The 16,373-nt window shown below is 72.7% G+C and carries 15 protein-coding genes; 14 read left to right on the top strand and 1 reads right to left on the bottom strand.

The window, feature by feature from the left end; genetic code table 11:
- The first annotated feature begins 319 nt into the window (after positions 1–319).
- The 14 genes from DEP02_RS21845 (at position 320) to DEP02_RS21780 (ending at position 15,587) form a co-directional block, all read left to right on the top strand.
- The gene (locus tag DEP02_RS21845) at positions 320–1,480 is read left to right on the top strand and encodes a steroid 3-ketoacyl-CoA thiolase (protein WP_112469387.1); all 1,161 of its coding nucleotides are present in this window, start codon (positions 320–322) and stop codon (positions 1,478–1,480) included.
- Positions 1,481–1,488: 8 nt separating this feature from the next.
- Entirely contained in the window at positions 1,489–3,699 is a 2,211-nt protein-coding gene (locus DEP02_RS21840; RefSeq protein WP_112469386.1) for an acyl-CoA dehydrogenase family protein, read from the top strand.
- 22 nt (positions 3,700–3,721) lie between these two features.
- Positions 3,722–4,594 carry a MaoC/PaaZ C-terminal domain-containing protein gene (locus DEP02_RS21835; RefSeq protein WP_112469385.1) on the top strand — a complete coding sequence of 291 codons (873 nt, stop codon included), beginning with the start codon at positions 3,722–3,724 and terminating at the stop codon, positions 4,592–4,594.
- Positions 4,591–5,268 carry a PaaI family thioesterase gene (locus DEP02_RS21830; protein WP_112469384.1) on the top strand — a complete coding sequence of 226 codons (678 nt, stop codon included), beginning with the start codon at positions 4,591–4,593 and terminating at the stop codon, positions 5,266–5,268. Before DEP02_RS21835 ends, DEP02_RS21830 begins: the two co-directional genes overlap by 4 nt.
- A 141-nt stretch (positions 5,269–5,409) precedes the next feature.
- Positions 5,410–6,171, top strand: a complete 762-nt coding sequence (locus DEP02_RS21825; RefSeq protein ID WP_112469383.1) for an SDR family NAD(P)-dependent oxidoreductase — start codon at positions 5,410–5,412, stop codon at positions 6,169–6,171.
- A 226-nt stretch (positions 6,172–6,397) separates the two neighbouring features.
- Complete coding sequence (gene casI, locus DEP02_RS21820) at positions 6,398–8,053, top strand: steroid-22-oyl-CoA synthetase (RefSeq protein WP_112469382.1); 1,656 nt, start codon at positions 6,398–6,400, stop codon at positions 8,051–8,053.
- A 37-nt stretch (positions 8,054–8,090) separates the two neighbouring features.
- Positions 8,091–9,257 (top strand): acyl-CoA dehydrogenase family protein, encoded by a 1,167-nt coding sequence (locus tag DEP02_RS21815; protein ID WP_112469381.1) that lies wholly within the window; start codon positions 8,091–8,093, stop codon positions 9,255–9,257.
- Positions 9,254–10,240, top strand: coding sequence for a bifunctional MaoC family dehydratase N-terminal/OB-fold nucleic acid binding domain-containing protein (locus DEP02_RS21810; RefSeq protein WP_112469380.1), 987 nt, complete (start codon positions 9,254–9,256; stop codon positions 10,238–10,240). The genes DEP02_RS21815 and DEP02_RS21810 overlap by 4 nt, the downstream gene beginning before the upstream one ends.
- Positions 10,240–11,349 (top strand): acyl-CoA dehydrogenase family protein, encoded by a 1,110-nt coding sequence (locus tag DEP02_RS21805; RefSeq protein WP_112469379.1) that lies wholly within the window; start codon positions 10,240–10,242, stop codon positions 11,347–11,349. Before DEP02_RS21810 ends, DEP02_RS21805 begins: the two co-directional genes overlap by 1 nt.
- Complete coding sequence (locus tag DEP02_RS21800) at positions 11,346–11,795, top strand: MaoC family dehydratase (RefSeq protein WP_112469378.1); 450 nt, start codon at positions 11,346–11,348, stop codon at positions 11,793–11,795. The genes DEP02_RS21805 and DEP02_RS21800 overlap by 4 nt, the downstream gene beginning before the upstream one ends.
- Positions 11,792–12,973 (top strand): lipid-transfer protein, encoded by a 1,182-nt coding sequence (locus DEP02_RS21795; RefSeq protein ID WP_112469377.1) that lies wholly within the window; start codon positions 11,792–11,794, stop codon positions 12,971–12,973. Before DEP02_RS21800 ends, DEP02_RS21795 begins: the two co-directional genes overlap by 4 nt.
- On the top strand, positions 12,970–13,836 hold the full coding sequence (locus DEP02_RS21790; RefSeq protein ID WP_232839225.1) for a MaoC/PaaZ C-terminal domain-containing protein: 867 nt from the start codon (positions 12,970–12,972) through the stop codon (positions 13,834–13,836). Before DEP02_RS21795 ends, DEP02_RS21790 begins: the two co-directional genes overlap by 4 nt.
- Positions 13,837–13,847: 11 nt before the next feature.
- Entirely contained in the window at positions 13,848–14,633 is a 786-nt protein-coding gene (locus tag DEP02_RS21785) for a 2-keto-4-pentenoate hydratase (protein WP_112469375.1), read from the top strand.
- A gap of 18 nt (positions 14,634–14,651) precedes the next feature.
- Entirely contained in the window at positions 14,652–15,587 is a 936-nt protein-coding gene (locus DEP02_RS21780; RefSeq protein ID WP_112469374.1) for a 3-oxoacyl-ACP reductase, read from the top strand.
- A gap of 82 nt (positions 15,588–15,669) precedes the next feature.
- Here the strand turns inward: DEP02_RS21780 and DEP02_RS21775 are convergent, their stop codons facing one another.
- Entirely contained in the window at positions 15,670–16,296 is a 627-nt protein-coding gene (locus DEP02_RS21775; protein ID WP_112469373.1) for a TetR/AcrR family transcriptional regulator, read from the bottom strand.
- Positions 16,297–16,373 lie beyond the last annotated feature (77 nt).

Raw genomic sequence — 16,373 nt, 5'->3', positions numbered from 1 at the left:
TGGTCTCCGAGCCTGGACCGTAGATTCGCCGGGGCGGCGGCCACCGGGGCAGTCCCACTGACCGGAACCGGAACGGAACCGGGGCCGCGGGATCGGAACCGGGGCCGCGGGATCGCCGGAGCGAGGAGCGTCCCGGAGCCGTGGAGACCGGGCCCGGGAGGAAGCGCGCGGTCACTCAGTGGGACTGGGCATTGCCCGGGAAGAGAATGAATTCTAGTTTCTCGTCCATGCCGCCGTGCCCGGACAGGAGCGCCGGGCAACCGGGCCGGAAGACACCCGACCGGCCCGACACGGGCCGCCTCACACCTTACGGAGAGCCATGGCCGAGGCCGTCATCGTCGAAGCCGCGCGTACGCCGGTCGGCCGGCGCCGCGGCGCGCTGTCGGGTCTGCACCCGGCCGCGCTGCTGGGCCGGGCACAGAAAGGCCTGCTGGACCGCGCGGGCATCGCTCCCGAAGCGGTCGACCAGGTCGTCGGAGGCTGCGTCACCCAGGCCGGGGAGCAGTCCAACAACGTCACCCGCAGCGCCTGGCTGTACGCCGGGCTGCCGTACTCCACCGCGTGCACCTCGGTCGACTGCGCCTGCGGTTCCTCGCAGCAGGCCGTGCACCTGATCGCCGGACTGATCGCCTCCGGCGCGGTCGAGGTCGGCATCGGCTGCGGAGTCGAGTCGATGAGCCGGGTCTTCCTGGGAGCGGCGCAGACCCCCGGCACCGGAACGCCGGTGCCGCAGGACTGGTCCCTGGACATGCCGGACCAGTTCACCGCCGCCGAACGCATCGCGCGCAAGCGGGGCATCACCCGCGCCGACGCGGACGCCCTCGGCCTGGCCTCCCAGCACAAGGCCGCCCGGGCCTGGGCCGAAGGGCGCTTCGACGGCCAGGTCCTCGACGTCGAGGCGCCCGCGGTCGGCCCCGAGGGCCCGACCGGCGAAACCACCGTCGTCTCCCGCGACCAGGGTCTGCGCGAGACCACCGCGGAGGGCCTTGCCGCGCTGAAGCCGGTGCTCCCCGACGGCATCCACACCGCGGGCAACTCCTCGCAGATCAGCGACGGCGCCGCCGCCGTGCTCCTGACGAGCCGGGAGGCGGCCGACCGGCTGGGACTGCGTCCCCGCGCCCGGATCGTCGCCTCAGGCATGGTCGGCGCCGACCCCTACTACCACCTCGACGGCCCCGTCGAGGCGACCAGCCACGTGCTGCGCAAGGCCGGCATGACGCTGGACGACATCGACCTCGTCGAGATCAACGAGGCGTTCGCCTCCGTCGTGCTGTCGTGGGCGCAGGTCCACCGGGCCGACATGGACAAGGTGAACGTCAACGGCGGCGCGATCGCCCTCGGCCACGCCGTGGGCTCGACCGGTGCCCGGCTGATCACCCAGGCGCTCCACGAGCTGGAGCGCGGCGACAAGTCCACCGCACTGATCACCATGTGCGCGGGCGGCGCGCACTCCACGGCCACGATCATCGAACGGATCTGAGGGGCACCATGACCATCGGGCTGACCGAGGAACACCGCGATCTGCGCGACGCCGTACGGACGTTCACCACCCGGCACATCACCCCGGAGGCCGTCCGCAGGGCGGTGGACGCCAAGGAGGAGACCCTTCCGCCGTACTGGCCGGCCCTCGCCGGACAGGGCCTCCTCGGCCTGCACCTGCCCGAGGAGGCCGGCGGCGCCGGTTACGGGCTCGTCGAACTCGCCGTCGTCACCGAGGAGCTGGGCCGGGCCCTGACCCCCGGCCCGTTCCTGCCCACGACCCTGGCCGCGGCGGTGCTGCACCGGGCGGGGCACGGGACCCACCTGGCCGGCCTCGCCGACGGCACCACCATCGGCGCGGTGGGCCTGGCCCCCGGCAGCCTGACCCTGTCGCGCACCGGCGACGGCGGGGTGTCCGTCTCCGGCGAGTCCGAACTCGTCATCGGCGGGCACGTCGCCGACGTCTTCGTCCTGCCGGTACGCGACGGCGACGGCACGGCGTGGGTCGTGCTGCCGCGCGCCTCGGTGGAGACCACCGACGTACTCAGCCACGACCCGACCCGCCGCTCGTCCCGCGTGCGCCCCCGGGAGGCGCTGATCCCCGCCGGTGACGTGCTGGCCGTCGACCCGCGGCTCCCGCTCGACCTGGCCGCCACCCTGTTCGCGGCGGAGGCCTCCGGCATCGCCGACCGGACCGTCGCCGTCGCCGCCGAATACGCCCGGGTGCGTGAGCAGTTCGGCCGCCTCATCGGCCAGTTCCAGGGCGTCAAACACCGCTGCGCACGCATGCTCGCCCGCGCCGAGCAGGCCCGTGCCTGTGCCTGGGACGCCGCCCGCGCGGGCGACCCGGACGCCGTCGCCGACCCCCGGGAGGCCTCGCTCGCCGCCGCCGTCGCCGGCGCGACCGGCGTGGAGGCGGCCTTCGCCACCGCCAAGGACTGCATCCAGGTCCTCGGCGGCATCGGCTTCACCTGGGAGCACGACGCGCACCTCTACCTGCGCCGGGCCCAGACCCTGCGCATCGCCCTCGGGCCGACCGCCCGGTGGCACCGCCGGGTCTCCCGGCTCACCCTGGACGGCGCCCGCCGCCACCTGGGGGTCGAACTGCCGCCGGAGGCCGAGACCGTACGCGCCGAGGTCCGCGCCGAACTCCGGGCCGCGAGCGCCCTGGAGGGCAGGGAACGACTCGCCCACCTCGCCGACCACGGCTACACCGCACCGCATCTGCCCGCCCCCTGGGGCAAGGGCGCCGACGCGGTCGCCCAGCTGGTCATCGCCGAGGAGATGCGTACGGCCGGACTGACCGCCGTCGACATGATCATCGGCGGCTGGGTGGTGCCGACCCTGATCGCACACGGCGACACCGCACAGCAGGAGCGGTTCCTCGGGCCGACACTGCGCGGGGAGATCGTCTGGTGCCAGCTGTTCAGCGAACCCGGCGCCGGATCCGACCTGGCCGGCCTGAGCACCCGTGCCGAGAAGACCGACGGCGGCTGGAGGATCACCGGGCAGAAGGTGTGGACCTCCATGGCCCGCGACGCACACTGGGGCATCCTGCTGGCCCGCACCGACGCCGACGCCCCCAAGCACCGGGGACTGTCGTACTTCCTGCTCGACATGACCGCGCCGGGCATAGACATCCGCCCGCTGCGGCAGATCACCGGCGAGGCCGAGTTCAACGAGGTCTTCCTCGACGAGGTGTTCGTCCCCGACGCCCTGCTGGTCGGCGAGCCGGGCGACGGCTGGAAGCTCGCCCGCACCACCCTGGCCAACGAACGCGTCGCCCTCTCCCACGACTCGTCCCTGGGATCCGGCGGCGAGACCCTGCTCGAGATCGCCGCGACCGCCCCGCAGGACATGGACGACGAACGGCTCACCACCCTCGGCTCCATCCTCTGCGACGCGCAGTCCGGCGGCCTGCTCGCACTGCGGACGACGCTGCGCTCGGTCGCGGGACAGCAGCCGGGCGCGGAGGCGAGCATCGCCAAGCTGATCGGCGTCGAGCACCAGCAACAGGTCTGGGAGACCGCCATGGACTGGCGCGGCAGCGCCACACTGACCGGCGAGGGCCCGAGGCACGACGCCACCTGGATGTTCCTCAACTCCCGCTGCCTGTCGATCGCCGGCGGTACGACGGAAGTCCAGCTCAACATCATCGGCGAACGCCTGCTGGGCCTGGAGCGCGACCCCGCCCCCGTCCCCGCCCCGAAGCACCGCTGAACAGGAAGGCCGACCACCGACCATGGCCATCGACCGCGACAAGGCGCTGAGCGCGCCCCCGTCCGTGCGCGAGATCAGCTGGACCACCCGCGACGTGCTCCTGTACCACCTCAGCCTCGGAGCCGGCTCCGACCCCGCCACCGACCCGGAACTGCACCTCACCTTCGAACGCGACCTCACGGTGCTGCCCACCTTCGCCGTGGTCGCCGGCTCCGGAATCTCGGCCGGCGAGACCTCGGTGATGTCCATGGACCTGCCGGGCATCGACATCGACCTCGGCAGAATCCTCCACGCCGGACAGGAGCTCACCGTCCACCGGCCCCTGCCGGCCTCGGGCTCGGCCACCGTCAGCTCCCGGATCGCCGAGGTGTGGGACAAGGGGAAGGCCGCGGTGATCGTGCTCGAGTCGGCCGCGGCCGACCCGCAGGGCGAAGCCCTGTGGACCACCACGATGCAGATCTGGGCCCGGGGAGAGGGCGGATTCGGAGGAGACCCGGGCCCGGAGACACCCTGGTCGGCACCGGACCGCCCGGCCGACACCGTCCTGGACACGCCCACCACCCCCCGGCAGGCGCTGCTCTACCGGCTCAACGGCGACCTCAACCCGCTCCACGCCGACCCCGAGTTCGCCCGCGCGGCAGGCTTCGACCGGCCGATCCTGCACGGGCTGGCGTCGTACGGCCTGGTCTGCAAGGCGCTCGTCGACGGCCTCCTCGACGGCGACGTGACACGGCTGAACCAGCTGTCCGTGCGGTTCGCGGGCCCCCTGCTCCCGGGGGAGACCATCCGGACGGAAGTGTGGCGCGACGCGGAACGGCTGCTGCTGCGCGCCACCTGCCCCGAACGCGACGGAGCCCCGGTGCTCACCCACGCCACCGCGGCGGTCGCCCCATGAACACCGAACGCCACAAGGACCACGAGACCCACGAGACCCACGAGGCGCCCCGAAACGCCGTACGACCGGCGCGGCTGGCGGCCACGGCCCACGACGACGGGGTCGACGCGGCAGCCGCCGCGGCCCGCCGGCTGATCGCCGCCCTGCTCCTCGCCGGCGACCACACGGACGCCGACATGACCGGCGTCGCCAAGCAACTCCACGCGATCGCCGACCAGTTGGAGGCGCACGCCCCCGCCCGCGAGGAACGCATGGTCGCCATGTGGCGCGGTGAGGGCATCACCCGGCACGACCCGGTCACCGGCCCCGAGAACGCCCTCGCGCCCCCCTTGGCGCTGTACGGCAAGGACGACGGGTCCATCGAGGGCACCGTCACGCTCGGCCTGCCGTACCAGGGGCCGCCCGGATGTGTGCACGGCGGCGTCTCGGCGCTGCTGCTCGACCACACCCTCGGCGTGGCGAACCACTGGAGCGGCACGTCCGGGATGACCGCGGAACTCACCGTGCGCTACCACCGCCCCACACCGCTGTTCGAGCCGCTGACGATCACCGGGCGTCAGATCAGCGTGGACGGCCGGAAGATCCGCACCGTCGGCACCGTCTCGGCCGGTGGCCGGGACTGCGTGACGGCGGAGGGCCTGTTCATCGACAAGCACCTGCCGCGCCCACGCTGACCGGGCCGGCGACAGCACGGTCCCCCGGCCGCGAGCGGCCGGTACCACTCAGCGGGAGCCGTGCTCCCGGCCGGGAGCACGGCACACCCAGGATGGCCCCGACGCGGGGCCGAAGCCCCAGACGACGGAGAAAGGGACCCCATGGGAAGTCTCGACGGCAAGGTCGCGGTCGTCACCGGAGCCGGACAAGGCGTGGGCCAGGGGATCGCCCTCGCACTCGCCACCGAGGGGGCGTCGATCGCCGTACTCGGGCGGACACCGCAGAAACTGGAGACGACCTGCGAGCGGCTGCGCGCCCGCGGTGTCAAGGCCGAACCGTTCCCCTGCGACGTGGAGGACATCGACGGTGTCCCCGCCCTGGTGGAACGGATCGCCGACCACTTCGGCGGCATCGACATCCTGGTCAACAACGCCTACAGCGGCGCCTTCGGACCGCTGCTGTCCCTGAGCGACACGGACTTCCAACAGGGCTTCCGCAGCGGTCCGTTCGCCACCTTCGCCTTCATGAAGGCCGCCCACCCCCACATGAAGCGACGGGGCGGCGGAGTCGTCGTCAACCTGGTCACCTCGGCCATGGTCCGCTGGGATCCGAGCACCTACGGCGCGTACGCCGCCGCCAAGACGGCCATCCGCTCCCTGACCCGCACCGCCGCGAACGAGTGGGGCCCCGACGGCATCCGTGTCAACGCGGTGGCACCCCACGCCGTGTCGCCCGCCTACGAGAAGTGGCAGGCAGCCCACCCCGAGGAGGCCGCGGCGTTCTGCGCGTCCATCCCGCTGGGCTACGTCGGCGACAGCGAACAGGACATCGGACGGGCCGTGGTGATGCTCTGCGGGCCCGACGCCCGCTACCTCACCGGCGCGACGGTGCCCCTGGACGGCGGCCAGGCCAACTTCGACTGACCGGCCACCGAGGACGGCCGGGGCGCTCCCGGTCAGCGGGACCGCCCCGGCCCCACGGAACCCGGGTGACTAGCGTCGCGAACACCCCGCCGCCGCCCCACACGGCGACCTCCGCACGACCACCGACCACGACGAGGGCCGGCCACATACGCGACGACGCGGCCGGCTCCCGCACACCACACACCACCGACGGGAAACCCCGGCCACCGGGTGAGAGGGACCGACGTTGCCACACCACACCATCGCCGACCTCCTCCTCGCCCGCGCCGGCGACACCCACGTGGGCCTGCGCACCCGAGAGCGGAGCTGGACCTGGGACGAGGTCGTCCGGGAGAGCGCGGCGCGCGCCGCACTGGCGGCATCACTCCGTGCCGACGGCCCCTTCCACATCGGGGTGCTGCTGGACAACGTGCCCGAGTACGTCTTCTGGCTCGGCGGCGCCGCCCTCAGCGGCGCGACCGTGGTCGGCATCAACTCCACCCGCCGCGGCACCTACCTCGAACAGGAGGTGCGGCACACCGACTGCCAGTTGATCATCACCGACCGGGCCGGACTCGCCCTGCTCGACGGCCTGGACATCGGCGTGGACCGCGACCGGTTCCTGATCGTGGACGAGCCGGGATACACGCAGCGGGTGGCCGCCCACGCCGGTGAACCCGTCCGCGACCCCGCCGTCACCGCGGACACCCGGATGCTGCTGCTGTTCACCTCCGGCACGACGGGCACCTCCAAGGCCGCGATCTGCTCCCAGGGCCGGCTGGCCGGACTCGGCCGGTCCAACAGCGCGAAGTACCACATCGGCCGCGGCGACGTCTGCTACTGCCCGATGCCGCTGTTCCACGGAAACGCGCTGATGGCGCTGTGGGCTCCGGCCCTGACCGCCGGCGCCACCATCGCGCTCACCCCCAAGTTCTCGGCCTCCGGCTTCCTGCCGGACGTCCAGCACTTCGGTGCCACCTTCTTCACCTACGTCGGCAAGGCGATCGGCTACATCCTGGCGCGGCCGGAGCAGCCCGGCGACGCCGACAACCGGCTCACCCACGCCTTCGGCACCGAGGCCTCGCCCGAGGACCGGGACGCCTTCCTGCGCCGCTTCGGATGCCGGCTCATCGAGGGCTACGGCTCCAGCGAGGGCGCCGGCATGCTCCGGCAGGCCCCCGACGGCCCCGCGGGAGCGCTCGGCATACCCGCCCGCGACAGCGTCCGGATCATCCACCCCGAGACGCACCAGACCTGCCCGCCCGCCCTCCTCGACGAGCACGGACGGGTGAAGAACCCCGAGGAGGCCATCGGGGAGATCATCGACACCGAGGGCGCCGCCCGGTTCGAGGGCTACTACAACAACGAGGCGGCGAACGCCGAACGCATCCGAGGCGGCTGGTACTGGACCGGCGACCTCGGATACGTCGACGAGGACGGCTACTTCTACTTCGCGGGCCGCTCGGGGGACTGGATCCGCGTCGACGGGGAGAACACCTCCGCGCTGCTGACCGAGCGGATCCTGCGCAGGCACCCCGCCATCGTCGCCGCCGGAGTCTTCGGCGTGCCCGACCCCCGCTCCGGCGACCAGGTGATGGCGGCCGTCGAGATCCCCGAGGGAACGCGCTTCGAGGACCTCCGGCTGCCGGACTTCCTCGCCGGCCAGAAGGACCTCGGCACCAAGAGCGCACCCCGCTTCGTCCGTGTCTCGCACGCCCTGCCGACCACCGGCTCGGGCAAGCTGCGCAAGAAGGAGATGCAGCTCGAGGGCTGGCGCACCGACGACCCGGTCTACCGCTGGGCAGGACGCGGCCGGCCCGACTACACCCCGATGACCGACCAGGACAAGGCGGCGCTGCGCGAGGAGTTCCTCGCCAACGGACGCGCCCGCTTCCTGCCCTGATCCACCGCACCCCCTGCGACGACGCGAGGAGAACCACATGCAACTGCGCGAGACCGCCGCGCACCGCGCGCTGCGCACGGAACTGCGGGCGTACTTCGAGGGCATGATGCCCGAGGACGAGCGCCGCCGGGCAGGCGAGGAAGGCGTCGGCGGGGACCGGTTCCGCGAGGTGGTGGCGCGGCTCGGCGCCGACGGCTGGCTCGGCATCGGCTGGCCCACCGAGTACGGCGGCCAGGGCCGCTCGGTCGAGGAGCAGTACGTGTTCTTCGACGAGGTCCAGCGGGCCGGTCTGCCGTTCCCGTTCGTCACCGTCAACACCGTCGGTCCCACGCTCATGGAGTACGGGTCGGACGAGCACAAGAAGCGCTTCCTGCCCGGGATCCTCTCCGGCGACATCGTCTTCGCGATCGGCTACACGGAGCCCGAGGCGGGCACGGACCTGGCCTCGCTGACGACACGGGCCGTCCGCGACGGCGACGACTTCGTCGTCGACGGCAGCAAGATCTTCACCAGCGGCGCCAACACCGCCGACCACATCTGGCTGGCCGCCCGCACCGATCCGGACGCCCCCAAGCACAAGGGCATCTCGATCCTGATCGTCCCGACCGACGCCGAGGGGTTCTCCTGGAGCCCCATCCGGACCGTCGGCGGACTGACCGTCACCGCCACCTACTACAGCGGCATCCGGGTACCGGCCACCGACGTGGTGGGCGAGGTGAACGGCGGCTGGCCGCTGATCACCTCCCAGCTCAACCACGAGCGGATCGGCCTGGCCGCCCTCGGCGGCCGGACGGCCGGCCTGTGGGAGCGGGTACTGGAGTGGGCCAAGGACAACGGCACCATCGAACTTCCCTGGGTCCGCCAGGAGTTCGCCCGCACGCACGCCAAGCTGGAGGCGATGCGCCTGATGAACTGGAAGATGACCAGCGCGGTGGCCCAGGGAACGCTGACCGGAGCCGACGCCGGCGCGGCCAAGGCGTACGGCACCGAGACCCACATCGACGTCCAGCGCACCCTGACGCAGATCCTGGGAGCGGCGGGCCGGATCCGCCCGGAGTCACCGGGCGCGGTACTGGCCGGCCAGGTCGAGCAGCTCTCGCGCCAGGGCATCGTGAACACCTTCGGCGGCGGCGTCAACGAGATCCTCCGCGACATGGTGGCCACCCAGGGCCTGGGCCTTCCCCGCAAGGGGCGTGGCGCGTGAACGAGGAGTACGAGAAGCGGCTCCAGGCCTTCGTGGGACGCGAGCTGAATCCGCTCACCCCCGGCCAGGACCCGGTCAACCAGCCGATGATCCGACACTGGGCCGAGGCGATGGGCGACACCAACCCGGTGTACGTCGACGAGGAGGCGGCCCGCGCCACCGGACGTGCGGGCGTGGTCGCCCCGGCCTCGATGGTCCAGGCCTGGACGATGCGCGGCTACGCCGCCACGGTCCGTCCGGCACCCGCCCGCCGGGGCTTCGACGAACTGGTCGAACTGCTCGACGAGGGCGGCTACACCTCGGTCGTGGCGACCGACTCGGAGCTGGAGTTCCTGCGCGAACTGGTGCCGGGAGACCACATCAGCCAGCAGGAGGTCGTCGAGTCGATCTCACCGGAGAAGAGGACCGGCCTCGGCCCCGGACGGTTCGTCACCACCCTGAAGACCTACCGCGACCAGGACGGCGAGGTCGTCGCCACCCAGCGCTGGCGCACCCTGCGGTTCCGCCCCGCAGAGCAGGCCCCGGCACCGCAGGAGGAGCCGGCGAAGGAAGCGAAGGAGCCGGAGGAGCCGAAGGCGCTGCGCCCGCGTCCCGCGATCAACCGGGACAACGCCTTCTGGTTCGAGGCGGCCAGGCAGCACCGGCTGGTGATCCAGCGCTGCGCGGCCTGCGGGGCCCTGCGGCACCCGCCGGGACCGTGCTGCCCGGAGTGTGCCTCGCTGGAGTGGGACACCGTCGAGGCCTCGGGACACGGCCACGTCCACAGCTTCGTGGTGAACCACCACCCCCGGCACCCCGCGTTCGCGTACCCGCTCGTCGTCGCGGTCGTCGAGCTCGCGGAGGGCACCAGGCTCATCACCAACCTGGTCGGCACCGATCCCGACGACGTCGAGATCGGCATGCCCGTGGTCCTCGACTGGCTCGACGCCGACCCCGACCTGTCGCTGCCGGTGTTCCGGCCCGCCGCACTGGAGGAGAACTGATGGATTTCTCCCTGGGAGAAGAACTCGAAGCAGTCCGGGACCTGGCGCGTGAGATCTTCACCGACCGCGCCACCCCCGAGCGGCTGCGGGCCGTCGAGACGTCCGGGACACGGATCGACGACAGACTCTGGGGCGACCTGGCCGCCGCCGGTCTGCTCGGCCTCGCGCTCCCCGAAGAGGTTGGCGGCGCCGGCCTCGGGCCGGCCGCCCTGTGCGTGCTGCTGGAGGAGCAGGGCCGGTGCGTGGCGCCCGTCCCGGTCTGGCCGGCCGTCGTCGGAGCGATGGCCGTCGCCGCGCACGGCTCGGCCGAGCAGCGCACGGCTCTGCTGCCGTCCGCCGCCGACGGCACCGCCCGGGTCACCCTGGCCCTGGAGGAGTTCGGGCCCGCCGATCCGCTCGCGCCCTCGACCAGGGCCACGGCCGACGGGCAGAACTGGCGGCTCAGCGGCACCAAGGCCGTGGTGCCCTCGCCGGCCGGTGCCGGTCACGTCCTGGTCACCGCCGCCACCGATGCGGGCCCCGGCCTGTTCCTGGTCGCCGCGGACGCCGCCGGCCTCACCTGGGAGCAGGCGGAGACCACCAGCCACGACCTCAGCGCCCACCTCACCCTCGACGGCGCCGTCGCCGAGGCCGTCGGCGTTCCGGGCACCGGAGTCGCCGAGTGGACCGTCCAGCACGCCGCCGCCGCGCTGGCCGCCCTGCAGCTCGGGGTGGCCGAGGGCGCGCTCAGACTCGCCGCCGGCCACCTCGGCGAGCGCCATCAGTTCGGCCGCCCCCTGGCCACCTTCCAGGCCGTCCAGCACCAGCTCGCCGACTGCTACATCGACATCGAGGCGATGCGGGTGACGCTGTGGCAGGCCGTGACCGCGCTGGAGGACGGCGAAGCCGCCGAGCGGGCGGTGCTGGTCGCCAAGTGGTGGGCCGGCGAAGGCGGATGGAACGTCGTCCACCGTGTCCAGCACGTGCACGGAGGCATCGGCGTGGACACCGACTACCCGGTGCACCGCCACTTCCTGTGGGGCAGGCAGATCGCGACCACCCTGGGCGGGGCCGCCGCCGGCCTCTCCCGGCTCGGCGAGCTCCTGGCCCGCGAGACGGTGGCCTCATGACGGCGCCGGACACGACCCCCGCCACGCGGACGTACGACGAGGTGGCCGTCGGCGACACGCTCCCGGAATTGTCGATTCCGCTGACCCGGACGCTCATCGTCGCCACGGCCGTCGCGAGCCGGGACTTCCAGGACGTGCATCACGACCCCGAGCTGGCCCGTCAGCGCGGCTCGAAGGACATCTTCATGAACATCCTGACCAGCAACGGGCTGATCGACCGGTACATCACCGGGTGGGCCGGCCCGGCCGCGGTCGTCAAGGCGGTCAGGATCCGCCTCGGCGCTCCCAACCACCCCGGCGACACGATGGTGCTGAGCGGCACGGTGACCGCCAAGGCCGACGAGGACCGCCGCGTCGAGGTCGCCGTACGGGGCACGAACAGCCTGGGCGCCCACGTCACCGGCACCGTCGCCGTGCAGCTGCCGAAGGGGGTGGAGGCGCGATGACCGCCGGCGCCCTGTCGGGCACCGCCGCCGTCGTGGGCATCGGCGCCACCGAGTTCTCCAAGAACTCCGGGCGCAGCGAGCTCCAACTGGCCTGCGAGGCCGTCCTCGCCGCTCTCGCCGACGCCGGGCTGAAGCCCTCGGACGTCGACGGCCTGGTCACCTTCACCGCGGAGACCAACTCCGAGATCCACGTGGCCCGCAACACCGGCATGGGGGAGCTGTCGTTCTTCTCCCGCATCGGCTACGGCGGCGGAGCGGGCTGCGCCACGGTGCAGCAGGCGGCGATGGCGATTGCCACCGGCGCCGCGGAGGTGGTGGTCTGCTACCGCGCCTTCAACGAGCGCTCCGGCGAGCGCTACGGGCTGGGGCAGGCCGACCGTCCGATGGACACCACCGCCGACCGCGCCGCCTACGCCTGGATGACCCCGTTCGGCCTGAACACGCCCGCCCAGTGGGTGGCGATGTTCGCCCGCCGGTACATGCACGAGTACGGCGCCACCAGCGAGGACTTCGGCCGGGTCGCCGTCGTGGACCGCAAGCACGCCGCGAACAACCCGGCCGCCTGGTTCCACGGGCGTCCCATCACGCTGGAGGACCACCAGAACTCGCGCTGGATCGCCGAGCCGCTGCGCCTGCTGGACTGCTGCCAGGAGACCGACGGCGGCCAGGCCCTGGTCGTCGTGTCGGCGGAGCGCGCCCGCGACCTGCCCCACCCGCCCGCGGTGATCCGCGGCGCGGCCCAGGGGCTGGGCGCCGACCAGCACATGATGACCAGCTACTACCGGCCGGTGATCTCCGGCATCCCGGAGATGGGCCTGGTCGGCCGGCAGCTCTACGCGCAGAGCGGCCTGCGGCCCGACGACATCGGCGCCGCGATCCTGTACGACCACTTCACCCCGCTGGTGCTGCCGCAACTGGAGGAGCTCGGGTTCTGCGCCACCGGCGAGGCCAGACACTTCATCGCGGACGGCAACCTGGAGATCGGCGGCCGGCTGCCGGTGAACACCCACGGCGGCCAGCTCGGCGAGGCCTATCTGCACGGCATGAACGGCATCGCCGAGGGCGTCCGGCTGGTCCGCGGCACCTCGGTCAACCAACCCGACGACGTCGGCCACGTCCTCGTCACGGCCGGCACCGGCGTGCCGACCAGCGGCCTCATCCTGGGAGCGGACCGATGACCCCACCGACCACCCCACCGACGACCCCGCCCATGGCCTCGTCCCCGTGGCGCGGCCACGACCTGGGCACCCGTACCGTCTCCTACACCGAACGCGACGCGATCCTCTACGCGCTCGCGGTGGGCGCCCGGGCGAGCGACCTCGACCTGGTGTTCGAGGAGCGGCTGCGGGTGCTGCCGACGTTCGCGCTGACCCTGGCGCAGTGGGCCCCCGACGCCCTCGGCTCCCTGGGAGCCTTCGACATCCGCACCGCCGTGCACGGAGCCCAGCGCCTGACCGTCCTGCGGCCCCTGGCGCGGGCCGGTGAGCTGTCGATGTCGGCTCGGGTCGCCGAGGTGTGGGACAAGGGCTCCGCCGCCGTCTTCGACATCGAGGTGGCGAGCGACTGCTTCGTGGCGACCTGGTCGCTGTTCGCCCCCGGCTGCGGCGGTTTCGGCGGCGAGCGGGGTCCCGCCGCCCCCGAGCGGCCCCAGACACCCGCCGAGCACCACCTGACCGTGGACACCGGCCCCGACCAGGCCGCGCTCTACCGGCTGCTCGGCGACCGGCACCACATGCACATCGACCCCGAGGCGGCCAGGGCGGCGGGGATGCCCCGGCCGTTCCTGCACGGCCTGTGCACACTCGCCGCCGCCACCCTGCCGATGGCCGAGGCCCAGGGTGCCCATCCGGCCGACCTGGTGGAGCTTCAGGCCCGGTTCGCCGCACCGGTGTTCCCGGGCGACCGGCTCGACGTCCACGGCTGGAGCGACGGGACCGGCCTGCGGTTCGAGGCGTCGGTGAAGGAGAGCAAGGCCCTGTCCGGCGGCCGTGTCCGCTTCCGGTCCGCCCGGTCGGCGGACACGACCCCCGACCAACCATGAGGAGAACCAGGATGCTGGAGCCGTCGCAGCGCGCCGCGGCCGCTGATCTGCTGTGGGCAGCACAGCGGGACCGCACCCCCGTCGACCCGCTGACCGACACGTTCCCCGGGATCGACGTGGTCGACGCCTACGAGATCCAACTGCTGAACATCCGCAGGCAGCTGGACGCCGGCGCCACGGTCCGGGGCCACAAGGTGGGCCTCTCCTCGAAGGTCATGCAGCAGATGATGGGCGTGGACGAGCCCGACTACGGCCATCTGCTCTCGGACATGGTCCTGTCCGAGGACACCGCCGTCGACACCGGCCGCTACTGCTTCCCCCGCATCGAGGTCGAGATCGGATACGTGCTCGGCGACAGCCTGCCGGGCGAGGGCTGCACCGAGGAGGACGTCCTCGCGGCCACCGAGTACATCGTGCCGAGCATCGAGCTCATCGACAGCCGGATCAGGGACTGGAGGATCGGACTGGCGGACACCATCGCCGACAACGCCTCCTCCGCCGGGGTCGTCCTGGGCGCGGCCCGGGTCGGCCCGCGGGAGCTGGACCTCGCCGGCATCGAGGCCGTGCTGTACCGCGGCGGCGAGGAGGTCACGCGCGGCAACACCAGCGCGGTCCTGGGCGATCCCACGGTGGCCGTGGCCTGGCTGGCACGCAAGGTCGCGACGTTCGGCGTCAGGCTCGAAGCGGGCCACGTGATCCTGCCGGGTTCGTGCACCCGAGCGATCGACGCACGGCCGGGGGACGAGTTCCGGGCCGAGTTCGCCGGACTGGGCTCCGTATCGGTCCGCTTCGCATAGGAACGGGAGAGAGTGAACATGACTTCGAGGATCAGCCTGGAGGGGCGCACCGCCGTCGTCACCGGCGCCGGCGCCGGCCTGGGACGGAGCGAGGCGCTGGCACTGGCGGCCCGGGGCGCCAACGTCGTGGTGAACGACATGGGGCCGGCCGCCGAGGAGGTCGCCGGCGAGATCAGGGCCCTGGGCGGGGACGCCGTCGCGGTGGTCGGCGACGTCGGGGACTGGTCCATGGGCGACCGCCTGGTGCAGACCGCGGTGGAGAGCTTCGGCAGCCTGGACATCCTCGTCAACAACGCGGGTGTGCTGCGCGACAAGATGGTGTTCAACCTCACCGAGTCCGACTGGGACGACGTGATCCGGGTCCACCTCAAGGGACACGCCGCCGTCACCCGCGCGGCGGCGGTCCACTGGCGGGCAGCCAGCAAGGCCGCCGGCGGCCCCGTCTACGGCCGCGTGATCAACACCTCCTCCGAGGCCTTCCTCTTCGGCTCCCCGGGCCAGCCGAACTACTCCGCGGCCAAGGCTGGCATCACCGCGCTGACCCTGTCGACCGCGCAGGGCCTGTCCCGGTACGGCGTGCGCGCCAACGCGATCTGCCCGCGCGCCCGCACCGGGATGACGGCGCATGTCTTCGGCGACGGGGCCGGCGCCGACGGCGGGCTGGACATCCTCGCGCCCGAGCGGGTCGGGACGTTCGTCGCCCATCTGGCCTCGCCCGCCGCGGAGGGGATCAACGGACAGGTGTTCGTCGTCTACGGCGACATGGTGGCCCTGATGGCGGCCCCGACCGTCGAACGGAAGTTCACCGCGGCCGGGGGAGTCTTCACCCCGGAGGAGCTCGACTCCCAGCTCACGCCGTACTTCGAGGGGCGCGATCCGTACCGCACGTACGCGGCCTTCAGCGTCGCCGAGCTCGACACCACAGGAGTCGAGAACACCGCCGCGTCACGCTGACGTCTCCTGCGGCAGTACGAGGGGCGGGACCCGACACCGGGCCCCGCCCCTCGTACTGCCGCAGTCACAGGTACAGCCACGGTCAGCCCTTGTCCTCCGCCACGGGGCCCGGCCCGGGGGCGAGCAGCACCTCGCACGCCAGACGCAGGTCGGACTCCGCGTCGTCGGGGGAGATCCGCTCGTTGAGCTGGGACTGCAGGAGGCCGTACCACAGCAGCTCCAGCAGCCGGATACGGCTCAGATGCCACGGTGTGGGGTCCCTGACGCCCCAGGCGCCCAGCAGGATGTCGCGGAAGCCGGTGTCGACGCGCGTCACATCGGGAACGGTGGCCGCGCTGGCGGCGTTCGCCGACAGGAGCATGGCGGTCGCGAGCGCCGGGCGGCGCAGCAGGTTGTGCGTGGCGCTGACCAGCGTCTCGAAGACGGCCTCCTGCCCTGTGGCGTCCGGTCCGCGCTCCGGCTGCCGTGCGCCGAAGCGTTCGACCTGCTCGAGCATGACGGCCGTGAACAGATGGGTCTTCGAGGGGAAATAGCGGTACAGCGTGGCGATCGCCACATCCGCGGCCCTGGCCACCTCGTGCATCTGCACCCGGTCCAGGCCCTTTTGGGCGGCGAGCTCCGCGGCGGTCTTCAGGATGCGCTCACGGCGCACCCGCTGCCGGGGCGAACTGGGCTCGGCCCCCGCCCTGGCCTCGGCGATTCGTGGCACGGTGCCCCCAACACGGTCGGAACCAGGAACGACAGACGAGGATACGCGGCCAGGCGCCAGGGGGGTGACCTTCGAGG

Source organism: Streptomyces triticisoli (assembly GCF_003270085.1).
Taxonomy (GTDB): domain Bacteria; phylum Actinomycetota; class Actinomycetes; order Streptomycetales; family Streptomycetaceae; genus Streptomyces; species Streptomyces triticisoli.
This window is presented reverse-complemented; position numbering and strand designations above follow the sequence as displayed.

Coding starts and splice junctions, on each gene's coding strand:
- DEP02_RS21845 (WP_112469387.1), top strand. CDS start 320: ATGGCCGAGGCCGTCATCGTCGAAGCCGCGCGTACGCCGGTCGGCCGG.
- DEP02_RS21840 (WP_112469386.1), top strand. CDS start 1,489: ATGACCATCGGGCTGACCGAGGAACACCGCGATCTGCGCGACGCCGTA.
- DEP02_RS21835 (WP_112469385.1), top strand. CDS start 3,722: ATGGCCATCGACCGCGACAAGGCGCTGAGCGCGCCCCCGTCCGTGCGC.
- DEP02_RS21830 (WP_112469384.1), top strand. CDS start 4,591: ATGAACACCGAACGCCACAAGGACCACGAGACCCACGAGACCCACGAG.
- DEP02_RS21825 (WP_112469383.1), top strand. CDS start 5,410: ATGGGAAGTCTCGACGGCAAGGTCGCGGTCGTCACCGGAGCCGGACAA.
- DEP02_RS21815 (WP_112469381.1), top strand. CDS start 8,091: ATGCAACTGCGCGAGACCGCCGCGCACCGCGCGCTGCGCACGGAACTG.
- DEP02_RS21805 (WP_112469379.1), top strand. CDS start 10,240: ATGGATTTCTCCCTGGGAGAAGAACTCGAAGCAGTCCGGGACCTGGCG.
- DEP02_RS21800 (WP_112469378.1), top strand. CDS start 11,346: ATGACGGCGCCGGACACGACCCCCGCCACGCGGACGTACGACGAGGTG.
- DEP02_RS21795 (WP_112469377.1), top strand. CDS start 11,792: ATGACCGCCGGCGCCCTGTCGGGCACCGCCGCCGTCGTGGGCATCGGC.
- DEP02_RS21790 (WP_232839225.1), top strand. CDS start 12,970: ATGACCCCACCGACCACCCCACCGACGACCCCGCCCATGGCCTCGTCC.
- DEP02_RS21785 (WP_112469375.1), top strand. CDS start 13,848: ATGCTGGAGCCGTCGCAGCGCGCCGCGGCCGCTGATCTGCTGTGGGCA.
- DEP02_RS21780 (WP_112469374.1), top strand. CDS start 14,652: ATGACTTCGAGGATCAGCCTGGAGGGGCGCACCGCCGTCGTCACCGGC.